A 20,255-nucleotide genomic window follows, 5' to 3' on the forward strand; every position below is an offset into this window, starting at 1 on the left:
ACACGGGCGGCCCCGAACTTGTCGTGAGGACCCGTGGGAAGGCCGGCTTTGGTCATGCGAGATCTGGGCGCGACACGTCGTCGCCGTCCCTCCGGGACGCTGCTCGCCGCAGCCGCCACCGGTGCCCTGCTGCTCCTGTCGGGCTGCAGCAGCAACGCCGACGTGCCGGACGCGAGCCTGCGCAACGGCTTCCTCCCGGACGCCTCCGAGGGCGCGACCAACATGACGGAGCGCATCCAGACGCTCTGGAACGGCTCCTGGATCGCGGCGCTCGCCGTCGGGGTCCTCGTGTGGGGCCTGACCATCTGGGTCGTGGTCGCCTACCGGCGCCGCAAGAACGACCCGGAGCTGCCGGCGCAGGTGCGCTACAACATGCCGATCGAGATCTTCTACACGATCGTCCCGGTCATGATGGTCGGCGTCCTCTTCTACTACGTGGCGCGCGACCAGCAGGCCATCCTCGACACGAGCGAGAAGCCGGACGTGACCGTCCAGGTCGTCGGCAAGAAGTGGTCGTGGGACTTCAACTACGTCGACTCCAACGTCTACGACACAGGTCGCCAGGCCGACCTCACGGGTCAGTCCGGGGTCGAGGAGCAGCTGCCCACGCTCTACCTGCCGGTGAACGAGCGCGTGCAGTTCGACCTCTACTCCCGCGACGTCATCCACTCGTTCTGGATCCCCGCCTTCCTGATGAAGATGGACCTCATCCCGGGCAGCCCGAACAAGTTCCAGGTCACCCCCACCAAGGAGGGCGACTTCCGCGGCAAGTGCGCGGAGCTGTGCGGCGACTACCACTCGGAGATGCTCTTCAACGTGAAGGTCGTCTCGCAGGAGGAGTACCAGGACCACATGGACGACCTCGAAGCCGTCGGGAAGACGGGCTCGCTGCCCACCTCCCTCGCGGGTGCCAACGAGCTCGCGGGGGTCCAGGCGGACTCCATCGAGCGTGAGAAGGACGCATCCGTGGACGGGAGCAACTGATGGCCACCGAGAGCTTCAACGCACCGGGGATCGCCGCCCGCGTGACGACGCAGGTCCGCCAGCCGCGCGGCGCCGTCGTCCCCCAGCGCCGCGGCGCCGTGATCGCCGGCTGGCTGTCCAGCACCGACCACAAGGTCATCGGCAACCTGTACTTCATCACCGCGTTCATCTGGTTCCTGCTCGCCGGGATCATGGCGCTGCTGATCCGCGCCGAGCTCTTCGAGCCCGGCATGCAGGTCTTCAACACCAAGAACGAGTACAACCAGGCGTTCACGATGCACGGCACGATCATGCTGCTGCTGTTCGCGACGCCGCTGTTCTCCGCGTTCGCCAACGCGATCATGCCGCTGCAGATCGGCGCGCCGGACGTCGCGTTCCCGCGGCTGAACATGTTCGCGTACTGGCTGTTCCTCTTCGGCGGCCTCATCGCCGGCGCCGGCTTCGTGACCCCGGGCGGCGCGGCCTCCTTCGGGTGGTTCGCCTACGCCCCGCTGTCCGACGTGGTCCACTCACCCGGCCTCGGCGGCAACCTCTGGGTGATGGGCCTGGCCTTCTCGGGCTTCGGCACCATCCTCGGCGCGGTCAACTTCATCACCACGATCGTCTGCATGCGCGCCCCCGGCATGACCATGTTCCGGATGCCGATCTTCACCTGGAACACGCTCATCACCAGCGTCCTGATCCTCATGGCGTTCCCGGTGCTCGCGGCCGCGCTGCTGGCGCTGGCGGCGGACCGGGTGATGGGGGCCCACGTCTTCGAGGCCGCGAACGGCGGCCCGATCCTGTGGCAGCACCTGTTCTGGTTCTTCGGCCACCCGGAGGTCTACATCATCGCGCTGCCGTTCTTCGGCATCGTGACGGAGATCTTCCCGGTCTTCAGCCGCAAGCCCGTCTTCGGCTACAAGGGCCTGGTCTTCGCGACCATCTCCATCGCCGGCCTCTCGGTCACGGTGTGGGCGCACCACATGTACGTGACCGGCAAGGTGCTGCTGCCCTTCTTCGCCTTCATGACCATGCTGATCGCGGTCCCGACGGGCGTGAAGTTCTTCAACTGGCTGGGCACGATGTGGCGCGGGTCGCTGACCTTCGACACCCCGCTGCTCTGGTCGGTCGGCTTCCTGGTCACCTTCCTCTTCGGTGGCCTCACCGGCGTCATCCTGTCGGCGCCCCCGTTGGACTTCCAGCTGTCGGACTCCTACTTCGTCGTCGCGCACTTCCACTACGTCGTCTTCGGCACCGTGGTGTTCGCGATGTTCGCCGGCTTCTACTTCTGGTGGCCCAAGCTCACGGGCAAGATGCTCGACGAGCGCCTGGGGAAGATCCACTTCTGGCTGCTGTTCGTCGGCTTCCACACCACGTTCCTCATCCAGCACTGGCTGGGGGCCGCCGGCATGCCGCGCCGCTACGCGGACTACCTGCCGGGCGAGGGCTTCACGACGATGAACCAGATCTCCACGATCGGGTCCTTCGTCCTCGGCCTGTCCTTCCTGCCCTTCCTCTGGAACGTCTACCAGACCGCTCGCCACGGCGAGAAGGTCACCGTGGACGACCCGTGGGGCTACGGCGCCTCGCTCGAGTGGGCGACCTCCTGCCCGCCGCCGCGGCACAACTTCACCTCGCTGCCCCGCATCCGCTCGGAGCGTCCCGCGTTCGACCTGCACCACCCCGAGGTCGCCGCGCACGACACCCCGACCGACGGCCGCAGCAAGAACCTCCTCGACCACGTGTACGGCGAAGCCGATCTGTCCGGGCGTCAGGAAGACGTCCGCGGCGGGAAGGGGCACTGACCACTCATGAAGGCTGAAACCTGGCTCTTCTCGGGCGGGATCCTCTTCTTCATCCCGATCGGGTTCGTCTACGGGCTGCTCACGCAGTGGAACGAGCCGGTCGGGCTGATCGCCCTGATCCTCACGGGCGGCCTGGCGCTGCTCGTGGGCACCTACCTCGCCATCACCGCGCGCCGGATCGACGACCGCCCGGAGGACAACCCCCGGGCGAACGTCGAGGAGGGCGCCGGCGAGCAGGGCTTCTTCTCCCCGCACAGCTGGTGGCCGCTCTTCCTCGCCTTCGGCGGGGCCATCGCCTTCGGCGGTGTGGCGGTCGGCTGGTGGCTCTGGCTCATCGGCGTCGTCGTCAGCATCCCGATGCTCCTCGGCTGGGTCTTCGAGTACTACCAGGGCGAGCACGCTCACTGAGCGGACGAACCCCCGCAGGGCCCGCAGCACCTCACGGTGCTGCGGGCCCTTCGTCGTTCCCGGCCCCGGCCCCGGCGCTCCGCGTCACCGGGTCGCCGGGTGACGGCTCAGGGCGTACGCAGGCCCCGTGTCGCGGCCGGGGGAGTCGCCGACGGCCGGGGCGCCCTCGCGGGACCCGGTCGCCCCGTACCCCGAGCCGACGGTCTCTGGGGGGGGCCGGCCCTGCTTGGCGCAGCACCGCGTTGGCGGCTCGGTGCGCGGCACTGCAGCCCGCTCGCACGGTCGTTCCCGGAGGGTGGGGGCTGGACGTCTCCCTCGAGCTCTCCAGGTACCGCTGGGCGCCCCGCACGCGGCTCGTGGCACCCGTGGCACCGCCGCGCGGTCCCGGCGGCACAGGGGGCACGCAGGGCGGGGGAGGTCCGGTGCCTCGTCCGCGCCGCCCGCACCAGGGCGGACCCGCGGGGTGGCCGCGGCCGGGAGATCCGCCTCCGCCGGCACCGCACCGCCCAGCCGACGTGTGACGGATCCGGAACACGTGGCGTGCAACGTTCCGGACCGCGGTGACGTCACTCTGGTGGAGGGGACCGCGTGGCACGATGGCTGCGGGGGAGAACGCCCGCCGGTCGTGACCGGCGGGCCGAACAGGGGGAGCACCGTCGTGAGCACGTCGTCGTCCAGCCGCACCACCGCGCCGCCGCAGCGCCGCCACCGGGCACGCCGGTGGTTGCCGGCTCTGGTGCTGGCCGGCCTGGCCCTCCCGCTCGCGTCGTGCCAGTCCACGGCGTCCTCCGACGGCGCGGCCGCGCCGGCCTCGTCCGCCGCCTCGCCGTCGGCCGTCCCGGCGACGATCGCCGTGACGCCCACCGACGCGACCGCCGACGTCCGCCTGGACGCCCCGGTGACGGTCAGCGTGAAGGACGGCACGCTGCAGGACGTCACGGTCTCCGGCCCCGACGGCGCCCCCCTGGAGGGGGCGCTGGACCCGGCCGGCACCACGTGGACGAGCTCCGGTGCCCTCGCGCCCGCGACGCGCTACGCCGTGCACGCCGTCGCCACCGGAGCGGCGGGGCAGGTGACGCGCGACAGCGCCCTGACGACGCTCACGCCGGTCGCGACCGCGTTCCCCGCGGTGGCGCCGCTGTCCGGCTCGACCGTCGGGGTCGGCATGCCGGTCATCGTGACGCTCGACGAGCCCGTCGCCGACAGCGCCCGCGCGGCCGTCGAGCAGAACCTGCACGTCACCACGCAGCCCGCCCCGGTCGAGGGCGCCTGGAACTGGATCTCCCCGTCGAAGCTCGAGTACCGGCCCGCGGACTACTGGCCCGCTCACACGACGGTCCACGTCGACCTCGACCTCGGTGACGTCGAGGTCAGCCCCGGCGTCTGGGGCAAGACCCGCGACATCGACTTCACCGTCGGCAGCGCGATGGTCAGCACCGTGGACATCGCCGCCCACACGCTCACGGTGACGCGCGACGGGGCCGTGCTGCGGACCATCCCCGTCACGCTCGGGCAGACCGGCAACGGCGGGAAGTACATCACCCGCAGCGGGACCAAGGTCATCATGAGCCTGGAGGCGACCCGCCAGATGGACGCGGAGACCACCGGCGTCAGCCCGGACGACCCGAACTACTACAACGTGGCGACCAAGTACGCGATGCGCCTGACCAACTCGGGGGAGTTCCTCCACGCCGCCCCCTGGTCGGTGTCGTCCCAGGGCCGGGCCAACGTCAGCCACGGCTGCACCGGCATGAGCACCGCGGACGCGAAGTGGATGTTCGACAACTCCAAGGTCGGCGACGTCGTCTCCTACGTGGGCAGCGACCGCACCATCGAGCCCGGCAACGGCTTCAACGTGTGGAACGAGACCTTCCCGGAGTGGAAGGCCGGCTCGGCCCTCGGCGCCTGAGCCCCGCTGCGGGACAAGTCGACCGACCTGCCCTCAGCACCCCGCACGACGAAGGCGCCAGCACGCCGACGGCACGACGAAGGCCCCGAGCTCTCCGCCCGGGGCCTTCGTCAAAGATCCCGACCACCCGCCGTGATCATGCAGGTAATACCTGCATGATCACGGAGGGGTCGGTGGTCGGGCTGCTGCAGGTGGGGGTGTGACGCCGCGCAAGTGCATCAGCTCGTCGGCTGAGGCCAGACCTCGTCGGCGAGGCGGTGCGCCACGAGCAGCCCGGCGACGGACCCCGTCGCCGGCACTGGCGGCGGCGGACCACCGCGTCCATGCTCGACGAGCAGTCGGGAAGTCGGCAGTCCGTCACGACGACGACGGTGACGTCTTCGTTCCGGGGCGGGCGGCTCGCACCGTCGACGGCGGGGGAGCGGCGGCACCGCGGACCCGGACGACGCCGAGCACCGCCTGCTCCACTCAGCTCGCCCGATCCAGTCCTCCTCAGCCGGTTGGCTCGTGCGTCACCTGACGACGACCCGGGCGGCCCGTCTCGCAGGGGTGCCCCGGACACGACGAAGGCCCCGGGCGGATCGCCCGGGGCCTTCGTCGTCAGTGCGGCTGGATCAGCCGTGCAGCGTCTGGGAGGTGCCGATCGCGGCGTTCTCCTTGTCGCCGACGGCCAGGTGCTCCTCGTCGGAGCCGAGCTCGCCGTGGCTGTGCGCGGCCTCGACCTCGGCCGGGGTCACCGGCTCCACGCGGTCCTCGAAGTAGAACTTCGAGAGCCGGCGCTGGAACCGCCCGTAGAGGGTGTCGGGGTTGCCCGCGTCGACGCGGTCCTCGATCTCCATGGGGCGCTGCACCTCGTGCTGCACGAGGGTCCAGCGCTCCAGGTCGGACAGCGGGGCGTGGACCTCGATGAACTCACCGTGCGGCAGCCGCACGATGCGCCCGGTCTCACGACCGTGCAGCGCCTTCTCGCGGTCCTTGCGCTGCAGGCCCAGGCAGATCCGCTTGGTGACCACGAACGCGATCGCCGGCAGGACGAACAGCGCCACCCGCAAGAACCGGGTGATGTCGTTGATCGACAGCTGCATGATGTGGGCGATGATGTCGTTGCCGCCCGAGATCCACAGCAGCACGTAGAACGTGACGGCCATGACGCCGAGCCCGGTGCGGGTCGGGGCGTTGCGGGGGCGGTCCAGCAGGTGGTGCTCACGCTTGTCGCCCGTGGCGATCTGCTCGAGGTAGGGGTATGCCACCAGGGCGCCCATCACGAACAGGATGATCACGGTCGTCGGGATGAAGATGTTCAGCGAGAGCGTGTAGCCGAACGCCGAGATCTCCGTCCAGCCCGGCATGAGCCGGACCGCGCCGTCGAGCCAGCCCATGTACCAGTCCGGCTGCGAGCCGGCGGTGACGGGGGAGGGGTCGTAGGCGCCGTAGGCCCAGATCGGGTTGATCGAGAACAGCGCGGCGATCAGGGCGATGACGCCGAAGACGATGAAGAAGAACCCGCCGGCCTTCGCGGCGTACACCGGGAAGAGCGGGAAGCCGACGACGTTGTCCTCGGTCCGGCCCGGGCCGGGGTACTGGGTGTGCTTGTGGATCACCACGAAGAAGAGGTGGACCACGATCAGCGCCAGCATCACCGCCGGGAGCAGAAGGATGTGGATGGTGAAGAACCGCGGGATGAAGTCCTGGCCCGGGAACTCACCGCCGAAGAGGAAGAAGCTGATGTAGCTGCCGACGACGGGCACGGCCAGGATGATCGCGTCCGCGATGCGGATGCCGGTCCCGGACAGCAGGTCGTCGGGGAGGGAGTAGCCGGTGAAGCCCTCGAACACGGCCAGCAGGGCGAGGACGCCACCGATGACCCAGTTCAGCTCGCGCGGCTTGCGGAACGCGCCGGTGAAGAAGACGCGGGCCATGTGCACGATCGTCGCGGCGACGAAGACCAGGGCCGCCCAGTGGTGGACCTGGCGCATCAGCAGGCCGCCGCGGATGTCGAACGACAGGCGCAGCGAGGAGGCGTAGGCCTCGGAGACCGTCTGACCGGCCAGCGGGGCGTAGATGCCGGTGTAGGTCGTCTCCGCTGCGCTGGGCTCGTAGAAGAACGTGAGGAACGTCCCGGTGAGCAGCAGGATGACGAAGCTGTAGAGCGTGATCTCCCCGAGCATGAAGGACCAGTGGTCCGGGAAGATCTTGCGGGCGAATCCGTTGACGATCTTGCTGGCGCCTGCGGTGTCGTCGGCGTAGTTGCCGATGCCCGCCGCGACCTTGTCGACGGTGGTCTGACTGCTCATCCACGCTCCCAGAAGCTCGGGCCGACGGCTTCGTGGAAACCGCTCTGTGCCTGAAGGTAACCCTCTGCGTCAACCCGGATGGGCAGCTGCGGGAGGGCCCTCTTGGCGGGGCCGAAGATCACCTTGCATTCCCGTGTCACGTCGAACGTCGACTGGTGGCACGGGCACAGCAGGTGGTGGGTCTGCTGCTCGTACAGGGCCACGGGGCAGCCCATGTGGGTACAGATCTTCGAGTAGGCGACGATGCCGTCGACCGCCCAGTCCTCGCGCCCGGAACCGGGGTTGAGGAGCTCGGGCTCGAGGCGCATGAGGAGCACCGCGGCCTTGGCCTTGGCGTTGAGGATCTCCTCCTGGTCCTCGATGCCCTCGGGCATGACGTGCACGACGGAGCCGAGACCGAGGTCGGAGGCGCGGATGCGCCCGCCCTCGGGGTCCTTCGTGAGGTACATGCCCTCGCGCCACATCGTGGTCGAGAGGTCGTCGCCCGGGAGGGGGCCAGTGTCGCGGAAGAAGAAGACCGCGGGGATCGGGAAGAGGACGCCGGCGCCGATCAGCGTGTTGCGGATCAGGGGGCGGCGCGCGATGCCGGACTCGTCGGTGCCCTCCTTGAGGATGGCCACCGCCTGGTCCCGCTCGGCCGTGGTGCCCCGCTGGCGGTGGCGGTAGTCGATGCGCTCGTCGTCGGGCATGAGGGTCTTGGCCCAGTGCACGGCGCCGACGCCGAGGGCGAACAGCGAGAGGAACATCGACAGGCCGATGGCCTTCGTCGACAGGCTGATCTGATTGAAGGACCCGTCGTACTTGACGCCGATGATCGACACCACGATGAGGACCGAGCCGATCATCGAGAGCACCAGGAGGATGGCGACCTGACGCTCGGCGCGGCGCGCGGCCTTCGGGTCGGTGTCACCCATGCGGTGCCGGTGCTCCGGCAGCCCCGGGTTCTCGAACTTCTCGGCGACGCCGCCCTGGCCGCGGGCGAGGGTCGTGCCCGGGCCCTGCCCGTGCGCGTCGCCCGCGCGCTCGATCTCGCTCATGCTCCCTGCCCGTTCGTGCGACGTACCGCTGACGCGGTGGTGGTGGTGAGGTGCGACCGGCCGGCGCCGGAGCGCCGGGTCACGAGGACTTCATCCCCAGCCAGACGGAGCACCCGATGAGGAGGCCGATGCCCGCGATCCAGGCGAAGAGGCCCTCGCTCACGGGGCCGACGGAGCCGAGGGTGAGCCCGCCCGGGTCGGGACGCTTCTCGTCCTGGGTCAGCCAGGCGATGATCGCCGTCTTGTCCTCGCTGCTGATGGTCGTGTCGTTGAAGACCGGCATCGACTGCGGGCCGGTCAGCATCGCCTCGTAGATGTGCTTGGCGCTGGCCTCGTCGAGGCTCGGGGCGTACTTGCCCTCGGTCAGCGCGCCGCCCTTGCCGGCGAAGTTGTGGCACATGGCGCAGTTGGTGCGGAAGATCGCGGCACCGCGGGCGAGCTGCTCGTCGTTCACCGTGGAGACGTCCAGCTGCTCCTCGGTGGGGATGGCGGGGCCGGGGGCCAGCGAGGCGATGTAGGCGGCCATCTGGTCGATCTGCTCCTGCGAGAAGCGGATCTTGTTGACCTTGGGCGCCTGCGGCCCGCTCTGCGCGAGCGGCATGCGCCCGCTGCCGACCTGGAAGTCGACGGCCGCGGCCCCGACGCCGATGAGCGACGGGCCCGGGTTCTGGGCGGTGTCGCCGTTGACGGTCACCCCGCCGCCCTGGGCGTTGAGACCGTGGCACGTGGCGCAGTTGGCGAGGAAGAGCTTCTTGCCCGTCTCGACGTCGTCCGCCGAGGCCGTCGCGGTGGAGGCCTCCGCCGCGCGCGGCGCCAGTGCCGCGTACAGCCCGCCGACGAGGAGGAGCGCCAACGCGATCAGCACGACGACGGCCAGCGGGTGGCGCCGTCGGGCGCTGAGGGCGGTGAGGGTCCTGGTCACGGTCGTGGTGCTCGCTTCCGTCGGTGCTGGGCGTGCGGTTCGGTGCGGAGCCGTGGACCGCTCCGGGAGGACTACTTGAGGATGTAGATGACCGTGAAGAGGCCGATCCAGACGACGTCGACGAAGTGCCAGTAGTAGCTGACGACGATCGCGCTGGTGGCCTCCTGGTGGCCGAAGCGCTTGGCCGAGAAGGAGCGGCCGATGACGAAGAGGAAGGCGATGAGGCCGCCGAGGACGTGGATCCCGTGGAAGCCGGTCGTCAGGAAGAAGACGGAGCCGTACGCGTTGGTCGCGATCGTCAGGCCCTCGTGGGCGAGCTCGGCGTACTCGTAGACCTGACCGGTCACGAAGAGGGCGCCGAAGATGTAGGTGAGGACGAACCACTCCTGCATGCCCCAGGTGGAGGCCTGCCACAGGCGGCCCGTGCGTCGCGGCTGGAAGCGCTCGGCGGCGAAGACGCCGAACTGGCACCAGAACGACGAGATCACCAGGATGGTCGTGTTCACGCTGGAGAACGGCACGTTCAGCTCGGCGGGACCGGACTCCCAGAGGGCCGGTGCGACCGAGCGGATCGTGAAGTACATCGCGAACAGCCCGGCGAAGAACATGAGCTCGCTCGAGAGCCACACGATCACCCCGACCGAGACCATGTTCGGCCGGTTCACGGAACCGTGAGCAGGGCTCGGGGTACTGCTCTGGACAGCCTGTGCACTCGCCACGTCGACATCATGCCCCACGTCCCCCGGGGTGCGCCGCTCGGCCCACCGACAACGTGTCGTAGATCTCCCGGCCGAGCCGGCGCGACGCTCCGTCACGGCTTCTCCGCAGGTCGCTCACGTCCCCGCGGAGGTCTCGGGGAGGACTCGGCGGGGTCGCGGGGAGGTCCCGGAGGGCGCTTCCCGCCGCGGCGGACGGCGCCTGGCCGCCCCGCGCGGGCCCGCCGCGCGGTCCCCGGGGCCGCCGCGGCGGGGCGGCGGCTCAGTAGGGTCTGGCTCGTCCTGTCCCCACCACCCCGGGAACCCCGCCATGAGCAGCAGCCCGTCCCCGACCGCGGCGTCCGCACCCCGCCCGGCGGTGCCGACGTGGCGCTCCCTGCTGACGGACCTGCTGGCCGGCCGCGACCTCGAGGCGCCGCAGGCCGCCTGGGCGATGGGCCAGGTCATGTCGGGCGTCGCCGACGACGTCGCGCTCGCCGGCTTCCTCGTCGCGCTGCGCGCCAAGGGCGAGAGCGTGGCCGAGCTCGAGGGGCTCGCCGACGCGATGCTCGCCCACGGCGTGCCGCTGTCCGTCCCGGGGCCGCTGGTCGACCTCGTGGGCACCGGCGGCGACCAGGCGAACACGGTCAACATCTCGACCATGGGGGCCCTGGTCCTGGCCGGGGCGGGGCACCGCGTCGTCAAGCACGGCAACCGCGCCGCGTCCTCGGCGTCGGGGTCGGCCGACGTGCTGGAGGCGCTGGGCGTCCGCCTGGACCTGCCGCCCCAGCGCGTGGGCGAGCTCGCCACCGAGGTCGGCATCACCTTCTGCTTCGCCCAGGTCTTCCACCCGGCCATGCGCTACGCGGCGGGCGCCCGCAGCGGCCTGGGCGTCCCCACGGCGTTCAACGTCCTCGGGCCGCTGACCAACCCGGCTCGCGCGGGGGCCGCCGCCGTGGGCGTCGCCGACCGCCGGCTGGCCCCGCTGGTCGCCGGCGTCTTCGCGCGGCGCCGCACCTCGGCCCTCGTCTTCCGCGGCGAGGACGGGCTCGACGAGCTCACCACCACCGGTCCCGCCGCGGTCTGGGTGGTCGAGGGCGGCGAGGTGTCCGAGACGCTGATCGACCCCGTCGCCCAGCTGGGGCTCGCCCCCGCGACGCTCGCGGACCTCCGCGGCGCCGACGCGCAGCACAACGCGGAGGTCGCCCGGCGCCTCCTGGCGGGCGAGCGCGGGGCCGTGCGCGACGCGGTCGTCCTCAACGCGGCCGCGGCGATGGTCGCGGCGGGGGTGCGCTCACCCGCCGGCGGCGACCTCGTCGGCGCGCTCGCGGACCACCTGGCCGAGGCCGTGCGCCGGGCGGGCGACGCGCTCGACTCCGGCGCCGCGGCCGACGTGCTCGAGCGCTGGGTGCGCGCCAGCGCGTCCTGACGCCTCGCGGCGCCCCGCAGGCGTCCTGGCGCGTCCGCGGTGACCCAGCGCGTCCGCGGTGCCCCGGGGGCCCGCGTCAGCCGTCGAGGCCGAGGGAGAAGGCGCTCTCCAGGTCGTGGCGGGAGTAGGCGCGGAAGGCGATGTTCGTCGTCGTGCCGGTCACGCCGTCGACCTTGTTGACCTCGCCGGCGATGACGTCGGCCAGCTCCTCGTGCTGGGCGACGCGCACCATGACGATGAGGTCGACGTCGCCGGTGACCGAGTAGACCTCGGACACGCCGCGGATCTCGGCCAGGGCGGTGGCGACCTCGGGGATGCGCCGACCGTCCGTCTGCACGTTCACGATGGCGGTGATCACGCGGGGAGCTTAGTGCGGGCGGGCCCCGCGCACCCGCCCTGCGGCCTCAGGCCTCCAGCAGGGAGCGCGCCCAGCCCGCCCCGTTGACGGGGCACGTCCACGGCGAGACCTCCGGGTCCTCCACCGACACCAGGCGCACGCCCGGCTGCTCCAGCCAGGTCAGCAGGGCGTCGGTCTCCTCCGTCAGCAGGCCGGGCCGCCCGGGGCCGGGAGGGGCCACGACCTCGCCGGTGGCCCGCAGGGCCTCCACGTACGGCATGGGGTCCGCGCCGCGCGGGGTCAGGCTCGTCCCCGCGAGGCGGCCGTAGCGCACGAGGACGAGCTCCCAGCCGCCCACCGGCCAGCCGGGCGACGGGGCGCTGCGCCGGGCGGCCACGAGCTCCGGGGCGTCGCCCAGGGGGGCGCGGCGCTGCGCGCGCTCGGCCGCGCGCAGGAACGCGTCGAGGCGGTCGCGGTGGGTGGCAGCCTCCTCGAAGCGCTGCTGCGCGGCCAGGGAGGTCATGCGCTCGCGCACGGCCTGGAACGTCGAGCGGGCGTCCACGGTCAGGGCCTGGCGGGCCGCGTCGACGACCGCCGCGTAGGACTCCGCGTCCTGACCCCCGCGCTGCGGGCCCAGGCACGGGGCACCGCAGCGGCCCAGCTCGGCCAGGACGCAGGCGCCCGGGTCCTCCGCGCGCGGGGTGCGGGGGATGCGCCGCGTGCACTGGCGCAGCGGGACGGCCTCGTGCAGGGCGGCGACCGCGAGCTCGGCGGAGTGCGCCGAGCGGAACGGGCCCAGGTAGGCGGCCCCGGCGCCGGTGTCCTCGCGGACTTGCTTCACCAGGGACAGGCGCGGCCACGCCTCGGCCGTGAGCTTCACCCACGTCCCGCGCTCGGGCCGCTTGGAGCGGCGGTTGTACGGCGGCTCGTGCTCGGCGATGAGCCGCAGCTCGCGCACGCGGGCCTCGAGCGGGGTCTCGCACACGACCGGGACGACCGTCGTGGCGGCGCGCACCATCTCCGTCATGCGGGGGCGCGTCTCCGAGGCCGTGAAGTACGACGACACCCGGCGGCGGACGTCGACCGAGGTCCCGACGTACAGGACGCGGCCGGCCGCGTCGCGGAACTGGTAGACCCCCGGCGCGGACGGCAGCCCGAAGGCCAGGTGCCGCTTGGCCCGGCGGGCGGCGGGCACGCGGGCCGCGAACGTCTTGAGGTCCTCCAGGGTCTGCACGCCCCGGTTGCCGAGGCGCCCCAGCAGCGCGTGCAGGACGTCCACGGTGGCCCGGGCGTCGGAGAGCGCGCGGTGGTCCGGCGTGGTGCTCGCGCCGAACAGGCGCGCGAGCGTGCCGAGCTTGCGGTCGGGGGCCTCGTCGGGCAGCACCAGGTGGCGGGCCAGGACGACGGTGTCGACGACCTCGGGGGCCGGCCAGGCGATCTGGCTGCGGGCGCAGGCGGCGCGCAGGAAGCCCGTGTCGTAGGGGGCGTTGTGGGCGACGAGGACCGCGCCGCGCGCGAACTCCAGGAAGCTCGGCACGACCGCCTCCACGGTCGGGGCCGAGGCCACCATGGCGTTGGTGATGCCCGTGAGCACCTGCACGAAGGCCGGGATGGCCGACGGCGGGCGCACGAGCGTCTGGAACTCCCCGAGGACCTCGCCCCCGCGGACCTTCACGGCGCCGATCTCGGTGATCCCCGCCTCCGACGGCGACCCGCCCGTGGTCTCCAGGTCGACCACGACGAAGGTCGTGGTCGCCAGCGGACGGCCGAGGTCCTCGAAGCTCGTCTGCACGGCCTGCGGCCGGGAGGCCGGGGGGTGGAGCGCGGTGGGCATGTCGGTCACCGTAGGAGCCGCCTGCGACACACCCGCTGCGGCGCGCCGGGTCCGGCCGCTCCGGGCGTCGCGAGCAGCGTCGCGGGAGGGCGGTCCGGCCGGCGCCGGGGGCCCGTGTCGGAGGTCCTCCCTAGCGTGCGCCAGGCCGGTCGAGGGACCGGTCGGGCGGAGCAGCCCGCGACGGTGTGGAGGTGCCGATGCTCATCGACTGCGACAGCTGCACCGAACGGCCCCGGGCCTGCGGCGAGTGCGTCGTCTCGGTGCTGCTCGGGATGCCGGGCGAGCGTCCGCAGGCCGCCGGGCCCGAGCTGGACGCCGACGAGCGAGGTGCCCTCGAGGTGCTGGCCGGGGCCGGGATGGTCCCCCCGCTGCGCCTGCACCGCCGGGAGGGGGCGACCGGCCGCCGCGCCGCGGGCTGAGCACCGGCCCCCGCCGAGGGGCGGTGCGGGCCGGTGCCGAGGGAGCGGGCGGTGACACGATGCCCGGGTGCCGCCGACGTCCGGACCCCGCCGCGGGCGAGCCACCCGGCGCGCGGTGCTCGGCGCGGTGGGTGCGGGTGCGGTCGCGGCGCTCGCCGGGTGCACCGGCGGCCGCGACGACGCGGCGCAGGGTCCGGCGACGGGTCCGGGCGAGGCCGCCGTGCCCTCGGTGACCCCCGGCAGCGTCCCCGTGCCCACGGCCGAGGAGGTCGTGGGGCTCCTGCAGCGGCGCGGCCTCGCGCTGGTCGCCGGGGCGGACGCCCTGGCCGAGGTGGTGGCCGCCCCGTCCGAGCTGGACGCGCTGCGCACCTCCGACGCCCGGGCGGTCGCCGCGGGGGTCGCCGCGTGGGCCGCCGACGTCACGGCGGCCGCGACGCCGGGCACGACGGCGGCCCCGTCGCCGTCGGACCCGTCGCCGGGCTCGTCGTCGGTGGGCCCGTCGTCGTCGGTGAGCCCGTCCGCGGCCGAGCCCGAGGGCGCCGTCGAGCTCGCCGCCACGGCCGACCTGCTGCTGCGCGTCCGCGTGCGCGGCGAGGAGCGGGACGTCGTCACCCGCGCCCGCACGGGCGTGGTGCGGCGCGAGGGCCGCTGGCTCCTCGCGCCCGTCGCGGACCCGGGGACCCCGCAGCCGTGGGACCTCGGCGACGTCGAGGTGCTGCCGGGGGAGCGCGGGGTGGTGCTGCGCATCGCGGGGAGCGGTCCCGACGCGGTGGACACCGCGGCGCTCGCCGCCGAGCTGGCCGGTGACCTGGGCGACGCCGCGCAGCGGGTCGACGCGGCCTGGGGCACGGACTGGCCCCGGGCGACCGCGGTCGTCGTGCCCGCGACGGCCGCGGACGCCGCCCGCCTGGCCGGGGTCGCGCCGGCGCAGGTGGCCGGCCTGGACGCCCTCGCCGTCGGCGTCGAGGCGGAGCTCCCCGACGGCCGCCCCGCGGGCGTGCGGATCGTCGTGCAGCCCGCCCGCTTCCCGGGCCTCACGCGGCTCGGCCGCCACATCACGCTGACCCACGAGCTCGTCCACGTCGCCACCCGGGCCGCCACCACGGTGACCGCGCCCGGGGCGCTGCCCCGCTGGCTCGTCGAGGGCTACGCGGACTACGCGGCCCGGGCCGGTCGCGGCCTGGACGCCCGGGCCCTCGCGCGGCCGCTGCTGGACGCCGTCGCGGCGGGGGCGCCCGTCCTGGTCCCGGACGACGACGCCTTCGCCGCGGCCGACCCCACCGCGCTGCAGGTCGCGTACGCAGCCGGCTGGACGCTCGTGACGTCGGTGGCCCGGCGGACCGCCGCGGAGGCCGTCACCGGGCTCTACCGGGGGCTGGCCGCTGCTCCCGACCGCGGCGGCCTACCCGCCGCCGAGCCCGCCCAGCGGCTCGACGAGGGCTGCTACCGCGCGTTCGGCGAGGCGTTCGAGGACGTCCGGCGCCGCTGGGAGGCCGACGTGCGGGGCGGGCTGGACGGCTGGTGACCGGCCGCGCCGGTGACCGGGGCGCTGCCGGTGGCGCCGGCGACCGGGATGATCGGCGCGTGAGCACGCTCGTCGTCACCAACGACTTCCCGCCGCGCACGGGCGGCATCGAGTCCTTCGTGCTGGAGGTCGTGCGGCGGCTGCCCGCCCTGGCCCGCGCCGACGCGGACCGGATGGACGCAGCCGACGGGGAGGACGCGGCACGCCCCGCCGTCGTCGTGCACACCGCCCGCCAGCCCGGCAGCGCGGCGGTCGACGCCGAGCTCGCGGCGCAGGGCGTCCACGTGGTGCGCGACCCGTCCCGCCTCCTGGTACCCACCCCGGCCATCACGCGCCGCGTCGCCGCGACGGCCCGCGCCCACGGCTGCGACCGCGTGTGGTTCGGGGCGGCGGCCCCGCTGGCCCTCATGGCGCCGGCCCTGCGCCGGCACGGGGTCCGGCGCGCGGTGGCCACGACCCACGGCCACGAGGTGTGGTGGTCGACCCTGCCGGGCTCCCGCCGCGCCCTGCGGCGCATCGGCGAGGCGACGGACACGCTCACCTACCTGGGGCCGTGGTGCCGCTCGCGCATCGAGCGGCCGCTCACCGCGGCGGCCCGGGCGCGGATGCGGCAGCTGACCCCGGGCGTCGACGACGCGGTGTTCCACCCCGGCTGCGGCGGCGAGCGCGTGCGCCGCGAGCTGGGGCTGGGGGAGCGGCCCGTCGTGGTCTGCGTGTCCCGGCTCGTGGCGCGCAAGGGACAGGACGTCCTCGTGCGGGCGCTGCCCGCGATCCGGCGCGCGGTGCCCGGGGCGGCCCTGCTCATCGTCGGCGACGGCCCGCACCGGCGCCGCGTCGAGCAGCTCGTCGCCGAGCTGGGCCTGCAGGACGACGTCGTCCTCACCGGGGCCGTGCCGTGGTCGGACACCCCCGCGCACTACGACGCGGGCGACGTCTTCTGCATGCCGACCCGCACGCGCCTGGCCGGTCTCGAACCCGAGGCGCTGGGCATCTGCTACCTCGAGGCCGCCGCGTGCGGGCTGCCCGTCGTCGCGGGGGACTCCGGCGGCGCCCCCGACGCGGTGCTCGACGGGGAGAACGGCCACGTCGTGGACGGTCGCGACGTCGCCGCGGTCGCGGAGCGGGTCTCCGCGCTCCTGCTGGACCGCGCCACGGCGCGTGCCTTCGGCGAGCGCGGGCGGGCGTGGGTCAGCGGGCGCTGGGGCTGGGCGCTCCAGGCGCAGCGGCTGGACGCCCTGCTCGCCGGCCGGGACGTCGAGGACGCGCCGCCGGCGCGCTGACCGCGGGCGCCTGCCCGGCGCGCGCGGCCAAGGCCTCCAGCAGCAGGCCGCCCACGAGCCAGTACTGGTTGTAGAAGGCCTGCTTGTTGACGAGGTTGGCGACCAGCAGCACCGCCGCGCACCACGTCAGCAGACCCGGCAGCCCCACGGGGTGGCGGCGCAGGCGCACGACGGCCAGCAGCAGCACCCCGCCGATCAGCAGGCCGACGACCGCGAACGGCAGCTGCACGCCCGTCTCGTTGAGCAGCGCCGTGTAGAGGGTGTCCGCGAAGCGCAGGGGCGGCAGCTCGAGCATCGTGGAGACGGTGTCGTGCAGGAAGTCCGGCAGCCCCGCGACGAGCCAGGGCGCGACCAGCAGCCCGGCCGCCCCCGCGGTGGCGAGGGTGCGGCGCAGCCCGAAGCGCGGCCACACGGCGACCAGCGGCAGCAGCAGGACGACGTGCTGCTTCGACGCCAGCGCCACCGCCAGCGGCACCACGGCCCACCAGGCGCGCTCGCGGGAGACGAGCAGCGCCCACGCGGCCAGGCCGACGAGCACGGTCGGCTCCGTCCACGCCTGCTCGACGAGCGTGCTCGTCCCGGGCGAGAGCAGGAGGAGCGCGGCCGCGCCGAGCGCCGGGCGGCGCCAGCGGCCCGTCGCCGCGACGAGCAGGGCCGTGAGGACCAGCAGGCCCGCGAGCGCCCAGCGGACGTCACCCGCGAGCCAGCGCCCGGGGGCCGTCAGGACCGCGGTCCACGGCAGGTAGGCGAAGGCGTCGGTGATGCCGGGGGAACCGCGCCACACCTGCGCGTACATCGAGCGGCCCTGCGCCATGCCGTCCGCGGCCTGCTGCAGGATCACCCAGACGTCGATGTGCGGGGCGGGGTCGCCGACGACCACGGCGGCCGACGTCCCGGCCGAGGCGGCCACCGCCACGACGAGCGCCACCGCGCCGGTGCCCCGGCGGGGGAGCGCCAGCAGCACGGCCACGAGCACCGCGGCCACGGCGAGGGCGGCCCGGACCGCCAGCAGGGTCGAGGGCGCGACGTAGCTGAAGGGGGTCAGCGCCAGGTGGGTCGCGGCCACCAGCAGGAGGACCCCGCCGACCGCGCCCGCCCACCGCCGGCGCGGTGCGCTCCTGCGGTCGGTGCCGCCGTCAGCGCTGCGGTCGTCGCGGCCCGTCACCGCGAGCAGGACGACGACGACCGCCACGGCCACGTAGCCCGCCACCAGCCACCAGCGGTAGCGCACGACGCTGTGGGTCGCGAGGGCGAGCAGCACCCACCACGCGAGGAGCGTGGTGGCCGAGCGGCGCGTCACGGGGCGTAGATCGCCTCGACGTCGGCCGCGAAGTCCTTCAGCACCTCACCGCGCTTCACCTTCTGCGACGGCGTCAGGTACTGGTTCTCGACGGTGAAGTCGCCGGGCAGGACGCGGAACTTCCGGATCGACTCGGCGCGGCTCACGGTCTCGTTGACGGCGTCGACGGCGCGCTGCAGCTCGGCGAGGACGTCGGGGTCCTGCCGGGCGCGCTCGACGTCCAGGCCCGGCTTGCCGTGGTTGGTGCCCCAGCTCGGCAGCGACTCGGCGTCCAGGGTGACGAGGCAGCCGATGAAGTGGCGCTGGTCGCCCACGACGACGCACTGCGAGACGAGGGTGTGGGCCCGCAGCCGGTCCTCCATCTGGGCCGGCGCCACGTTCTTGCCGTTGGCCGTGACGATGATCTCCTTCTTGCGCCCCGTGATCCGCAGGTACCCGTCGGCGTCGATGTCGCCCAGGTCGCCCGTGTGGAACCAACCGCCGGCCATCGCCGCGGCCGTGTCCTCGGGACGGTGCAGGTACTCGGAGAAGACCTGCGGGCCGCGGGCGAGGATCTCGCCGTCCTCGGCGATGGTGAGGTCGGTGCCCGGCAGGGGCGGCCCGACGGTGCCGATGCGCAGGCGCGACGGGCGGCTGACGGCCAGCGGCGCGGTCGTCTCGGTGAGGCCGTAGCCCTCCAGCACGACGAGCCCGACACCGCGGAAGAAGTGCGCGAGGTGCTCGCCCATCGGGGCGCCGCCGGAGACGGCGAACTCGACGCGCCCGCCGAGCAGGGTCCGCAGCTTGGAGTACACGAGCCGGTCGAACAGGGCGTGGCGCGCACGCAGGACGGGGCTCGGGCCCCGGTCGTCCAGGCTGCGGGACCAGGCGATCGCCGTCTTCGAGGCGCCCTCGAAGATGCGGGCCTTGAGCTTGCCGCCGGCCGCGGCCTTCTGCTCGGCGCCGTTGTAGACCTTCTGGAACACCCGCGGCACCGCGAGGATGAAGGTCGGGCGGAACCCGGCCAGGTCCGGCAGCAGGTCCTTCGCGTCGGGCGTGTGACCCATCCGGATCCGGTTCACCAGGCACAGGCCCTGGATGAAGCGCGCGAAGACGTGGGCCAGCGGGATGAACAGCAGCGTGGCGGCGCCCTCGCGGGCGAGGACCTCGGGGATCGCGGCGTAGGCGTTCAGGGACAGGTCGCGGAAGTTGCTGTGGGACAGGACGCAGCCCTTGGGCCGGCCGGTCGTGCCCGAGGTGTAGATGATCGTGGCCGGGTCGTGCGGGCCGGCCGAGGTGCGGGCCCGCTCCAGCTGCTCGTCGCCGACCTCGCGGCCCGCGGCGGTGAGCTCCTCGACGGCGCCCGAGTCGATCGTCCACACGTCGCGCAGACGGGGCAGGTCGCCGCGCACGGAGGCGACGCGGGCCGCGTTCTCGGGGGTCTCGACGAGGCACACGACGGCCTCGGAGTCGGCGAGGATCCAGCGGATCTGCTCGGCCGAGGACGTCTCGTAGACGGGGACGGTCACGGCCCCCGCGAACCAGGTCGCCACGTCGGCCAGCGTCCACTCGTAGCGCGTGCGGCACAGCAGGGCGACCTTGTCGCCCGGTTCGACGCCCGCCGCGACGAGGCCCTTGGCGAGGCCCCGCACCGCGGTGAGGAACGCCTCGGCGGTGACGTCGTGCCAGCTGCCGTCGGGGGCCTTGGTGCTGACGGTGACGTGGGCCGGCGCCTCGCGGGCGGTGTCCACGACGCAGTCCGTCATGTTCCCCGTCGCCGCCACCTCCACGAGCAGTGGCTCGCTGGTGCTCCGCACGGTTCCTCCTCGCCAGGGCCCACGGGCGTCGTCGACCGGTGTGCTGCCTCGTGCACGTCCGCCGGTGGCAGGCGCGGGCAGGGACCCGACCCTACCCGGCGCCGGGGTGCTCGTCGGGGAGGGGAGATCGAGCCTGTGGACGGGTGGCGCGCGGTGCTCAGGAAGCGCGGCCGGCGGCCGATCGGCGGGACAGAGGAGGTGCACCCCCGATGGACGACACCCGCGCGCCCGCCGCCGGCGGCCGCCACCGCGCGCCCCGCGGCACCGCGACGCCTCCCGCGCACCCCGGAGCGCCCGCC

16 protein-coding genes are annotated in these 20,255 nt (G+C 73.7%); 8 read left to right on the plus strand and 8 right to left on the minus strand.

The genetic code is table 11. The annotated features are described in order from the left end of the window. Positions 1–54 precede the first annotated feature (54 nt). The 4 genes from ctaC to F1544_RS16305 all read left to right on the plus strand — a co-directional run bounded on the left by ctaC (position 55) and on the right by F1544_RS16305 (position 5,088). Positions 55–984 carry an aa3-type cytochrome oxidase subunit II gene (gene ctaC, locus F1544_RS16290; RefSeq protein WP_167587125.1) on the plus strand — a complete coding sequence of 310 codons (930 nt, stop codon included), beginning with the start codon at positions 55–57 and terminating at the stop codon, positions 982–984. Beyond that, the gene (gene ctaD / locus F1544_RS16295) at positions 984–2,771 is read left to right on the plus strand and encodes an aa3-type cytochrome oxidase subunit I (protein ID WP_167587126.1); all 1,788 of its coding nucleotides are present in this window, start codon (positions 984–986) and stop codon (positions 2,769–2,771) included. The genes ctaC and ctaD overlap by 1 nt, the downstream gene beginning before the upstream one ends. 6 nt (positions 2,772–2,777) lie before the next feature. Beyond that, positions 2,778–3,179, plus strand: coding sequence for a cytochrome c oxidase subunit 4 (locus F1544_RS16300; protein ID WP_167587127.1), 402 nt, complete (start codon positions 2,778–2,780; stop codon positions 3,177–3,179). A gap of 658 nt (positions 3,180–3,837) precedes the next feature. Beyond that, the gene (locus F1544_RS16305) at positions 3,838–5,088 is read left to right on the plus strand and encodes a L,D-transpeptidase (RefSeq protein ID WP_167587128.1); all 1,251 of its coding nucleotides are present in this window, start codon (positions 3,838–3,840) and stop codon (positions 5,086–5,088) included. Positions 5,089–5,702: 614 nt separating this feature from the next. Here the strand turns inward: F1544_RS16305 and qcrB are convergent. From qcrB to ctaE, 4 genes are all read right to left on the minus strand, one after another. Continuing rightward, positions 5,703–7,382, minus strand: coding sequence for a cytochrome bc1 complex cytochrome b subunit (gene qcrB / locus F1544_RS16310; RefSeq protein ID WP_167587129.1), 1,680 nt, complete (start codon positions 7,380–7,382; stop codon positions 5,703–5,705). Continuing rightward, positions 7,379–8,419: a cytochrome bc1 complex Rieske iron-sulfur subunit gene (gene qcrA / locus F1544_RS16315; protein WP_167587130.1), complete on the minus strand. Its 1,041-nt coding sequence runs from the start codon at positions 8,417–8,419 to the stop codon at positions 7,379–7,381. The genes qcrB and qcrA overlap by 4 nt, the downstream gene beginning before the upstream one ends. Positions 8,420–8,498: 79 nt before the next feature. Continuing rightward, a complete protein-coding gene (gene qcrC, locus F1544_RS16320) occupies positions 8,499–9,341 on the minus strand; it encodes a cytochrome bc1 complex diheme cytochrome c subunit (protein ID WP_167587131.1) in 843 nt (280 codons plus the stop codon). A 71-nt stretch (positions 9,342–9,412) separates the two neighbouring features. After that, a complete protein-coding gene (ctaE, locus tag F1544_RS16325) occupies positions 9,413–10,060 on the minus strand; it encodes an aa3-type cytochrome oxidase subunit III (protein ID WP_167587132.1) in 648 nt (215 codons plus the stop codon). Positions 10,061–10,367: 307 nt separating this feature from the next. Here ctaE and trpD point away from each other — a divergent pair, with 307 nt between their 5' ends. Then, a complete protein-coding gene (gene trpD / locus F1544_RS16330) occupies positions 10,368–11,465 on the plus strand; it encodes an anthranilate phosphoribosyltransferase (protein ID WP_167587134.1) in 1,098 nt (365 codons plus the stop codon). A gap of 76 nt (positions 11,466–11,541) precedes the next feature. Here trpD and F1544_RS16335 read toward each other — a convergent pair whose 3' ends face one another. Beyond that, positions 11,542–11,823, minus strand: a complete 282-nt coding sequence (locus tag F1544_RS16335; protein ID WP_167587136.1) for an Lrp/AsnC family transcriptional regulator — start codon at positions 11,821–11,823, stop codon at positions 11,542–11,544. A 46-nt stretch (positions 11,824–11,869) separates the two neighbouring features. Continuing rightward, positions 11,870–13,636, minus strand: a complete 1,767-nt coding sequence (locus F1544_RS16340; protein ID WP_167587138.1) for a DEDD exonuclease domain-containing protein — start codon at positions 13,634–13,636, stop codon at positions 11,870–11,872. Between the two features lie 197 nt (positions 13,637–13,833). Here F1544_RS16340 and F1544_RS16345 point away from each other — a divergent pair, with 197 nt between their 5' ends. The 3 genes from F1544_RS16345 to F1544_RS26500 all read left to right on the plus strand — a co-directional run bounded on the left by F1544_RS16345 (position 13,834) and on the right by F1544_RS26500 (position 16,860). After that, a complete protein-coding gene (locus tag F1544_RS16345; RefSeq protein ID WP_208972029.1) occupies positions 13,834–14,055 on the plus strand; it encodes a hypothetical protein in 222 nt (73 codons plus the stop codon). Between the two features lie 67 nt (positions 14,056–14,122). Beyond that, positions 14,123–15,580, plus strand: a complete 1,458-nt coding sequence (locus F1544_RS16350) for a hypothetical protein (protein ID WP_167587142.1) — start codon at positions 14,123–14,125, stop codon at positions 15,578–15,580. Positions 15,581–15,639: 59 nt separating this feature from the next. After that, positions 15,640–16,860: a glycosyltransferase family 4 protein gene (locus F1544_RS26500; RefSeq protein ID WP_167587144.1), complete on the plus strand. Its 1,221-nt coding sequence runs from the start codon at positions 15,640–15,642 to the stop codon at positions 16,858–16,860. Here F1544_RS26500 and F1544_RS16360 read toward each other — a convergent pair. Beyond that, on the minus strand, positions 16,769–18,160 hold the full coding sequence (locus F1544_RS16360) for a hypothetical protein (protein WP_167587146.1): 1,392 nt from the start codon (positions 18,158–18,160) through the stop codon (positions 16,769–16,771). The two genes, F1544_RS26500 and F1544_RS16360, sit on opposite strands and share 92 nt — an antisense overlap. Then, on the minus strand, positions 18,157–19,956 hold the full coding sequence (locus F1544_RS16365; RefSeq protein ID WP_167587148.1) for an AMP-dependent synthetase/ligase: 1,800 nt from the start codon (positions 19,954–19,956) through the stop codon (positions 18,157–18,159). The genes F1544_RS16360 and F1544_RS16365 overlap by 4 nt, the downstream gene beginning before the upstream one ends. Between the last annotated feature and the right edge of the window lie 299 nt (positions 19,957–20,255).

The organism is Kineococcus rubinsiae (assembly GCF_011839805.1).
Classification (GTDB): Bacteria; Actinomycetota; Actinomycetes; order Actinomycetales; family Kineococcaceae; genus Kineococcus; species Kineococcus rubinsiae.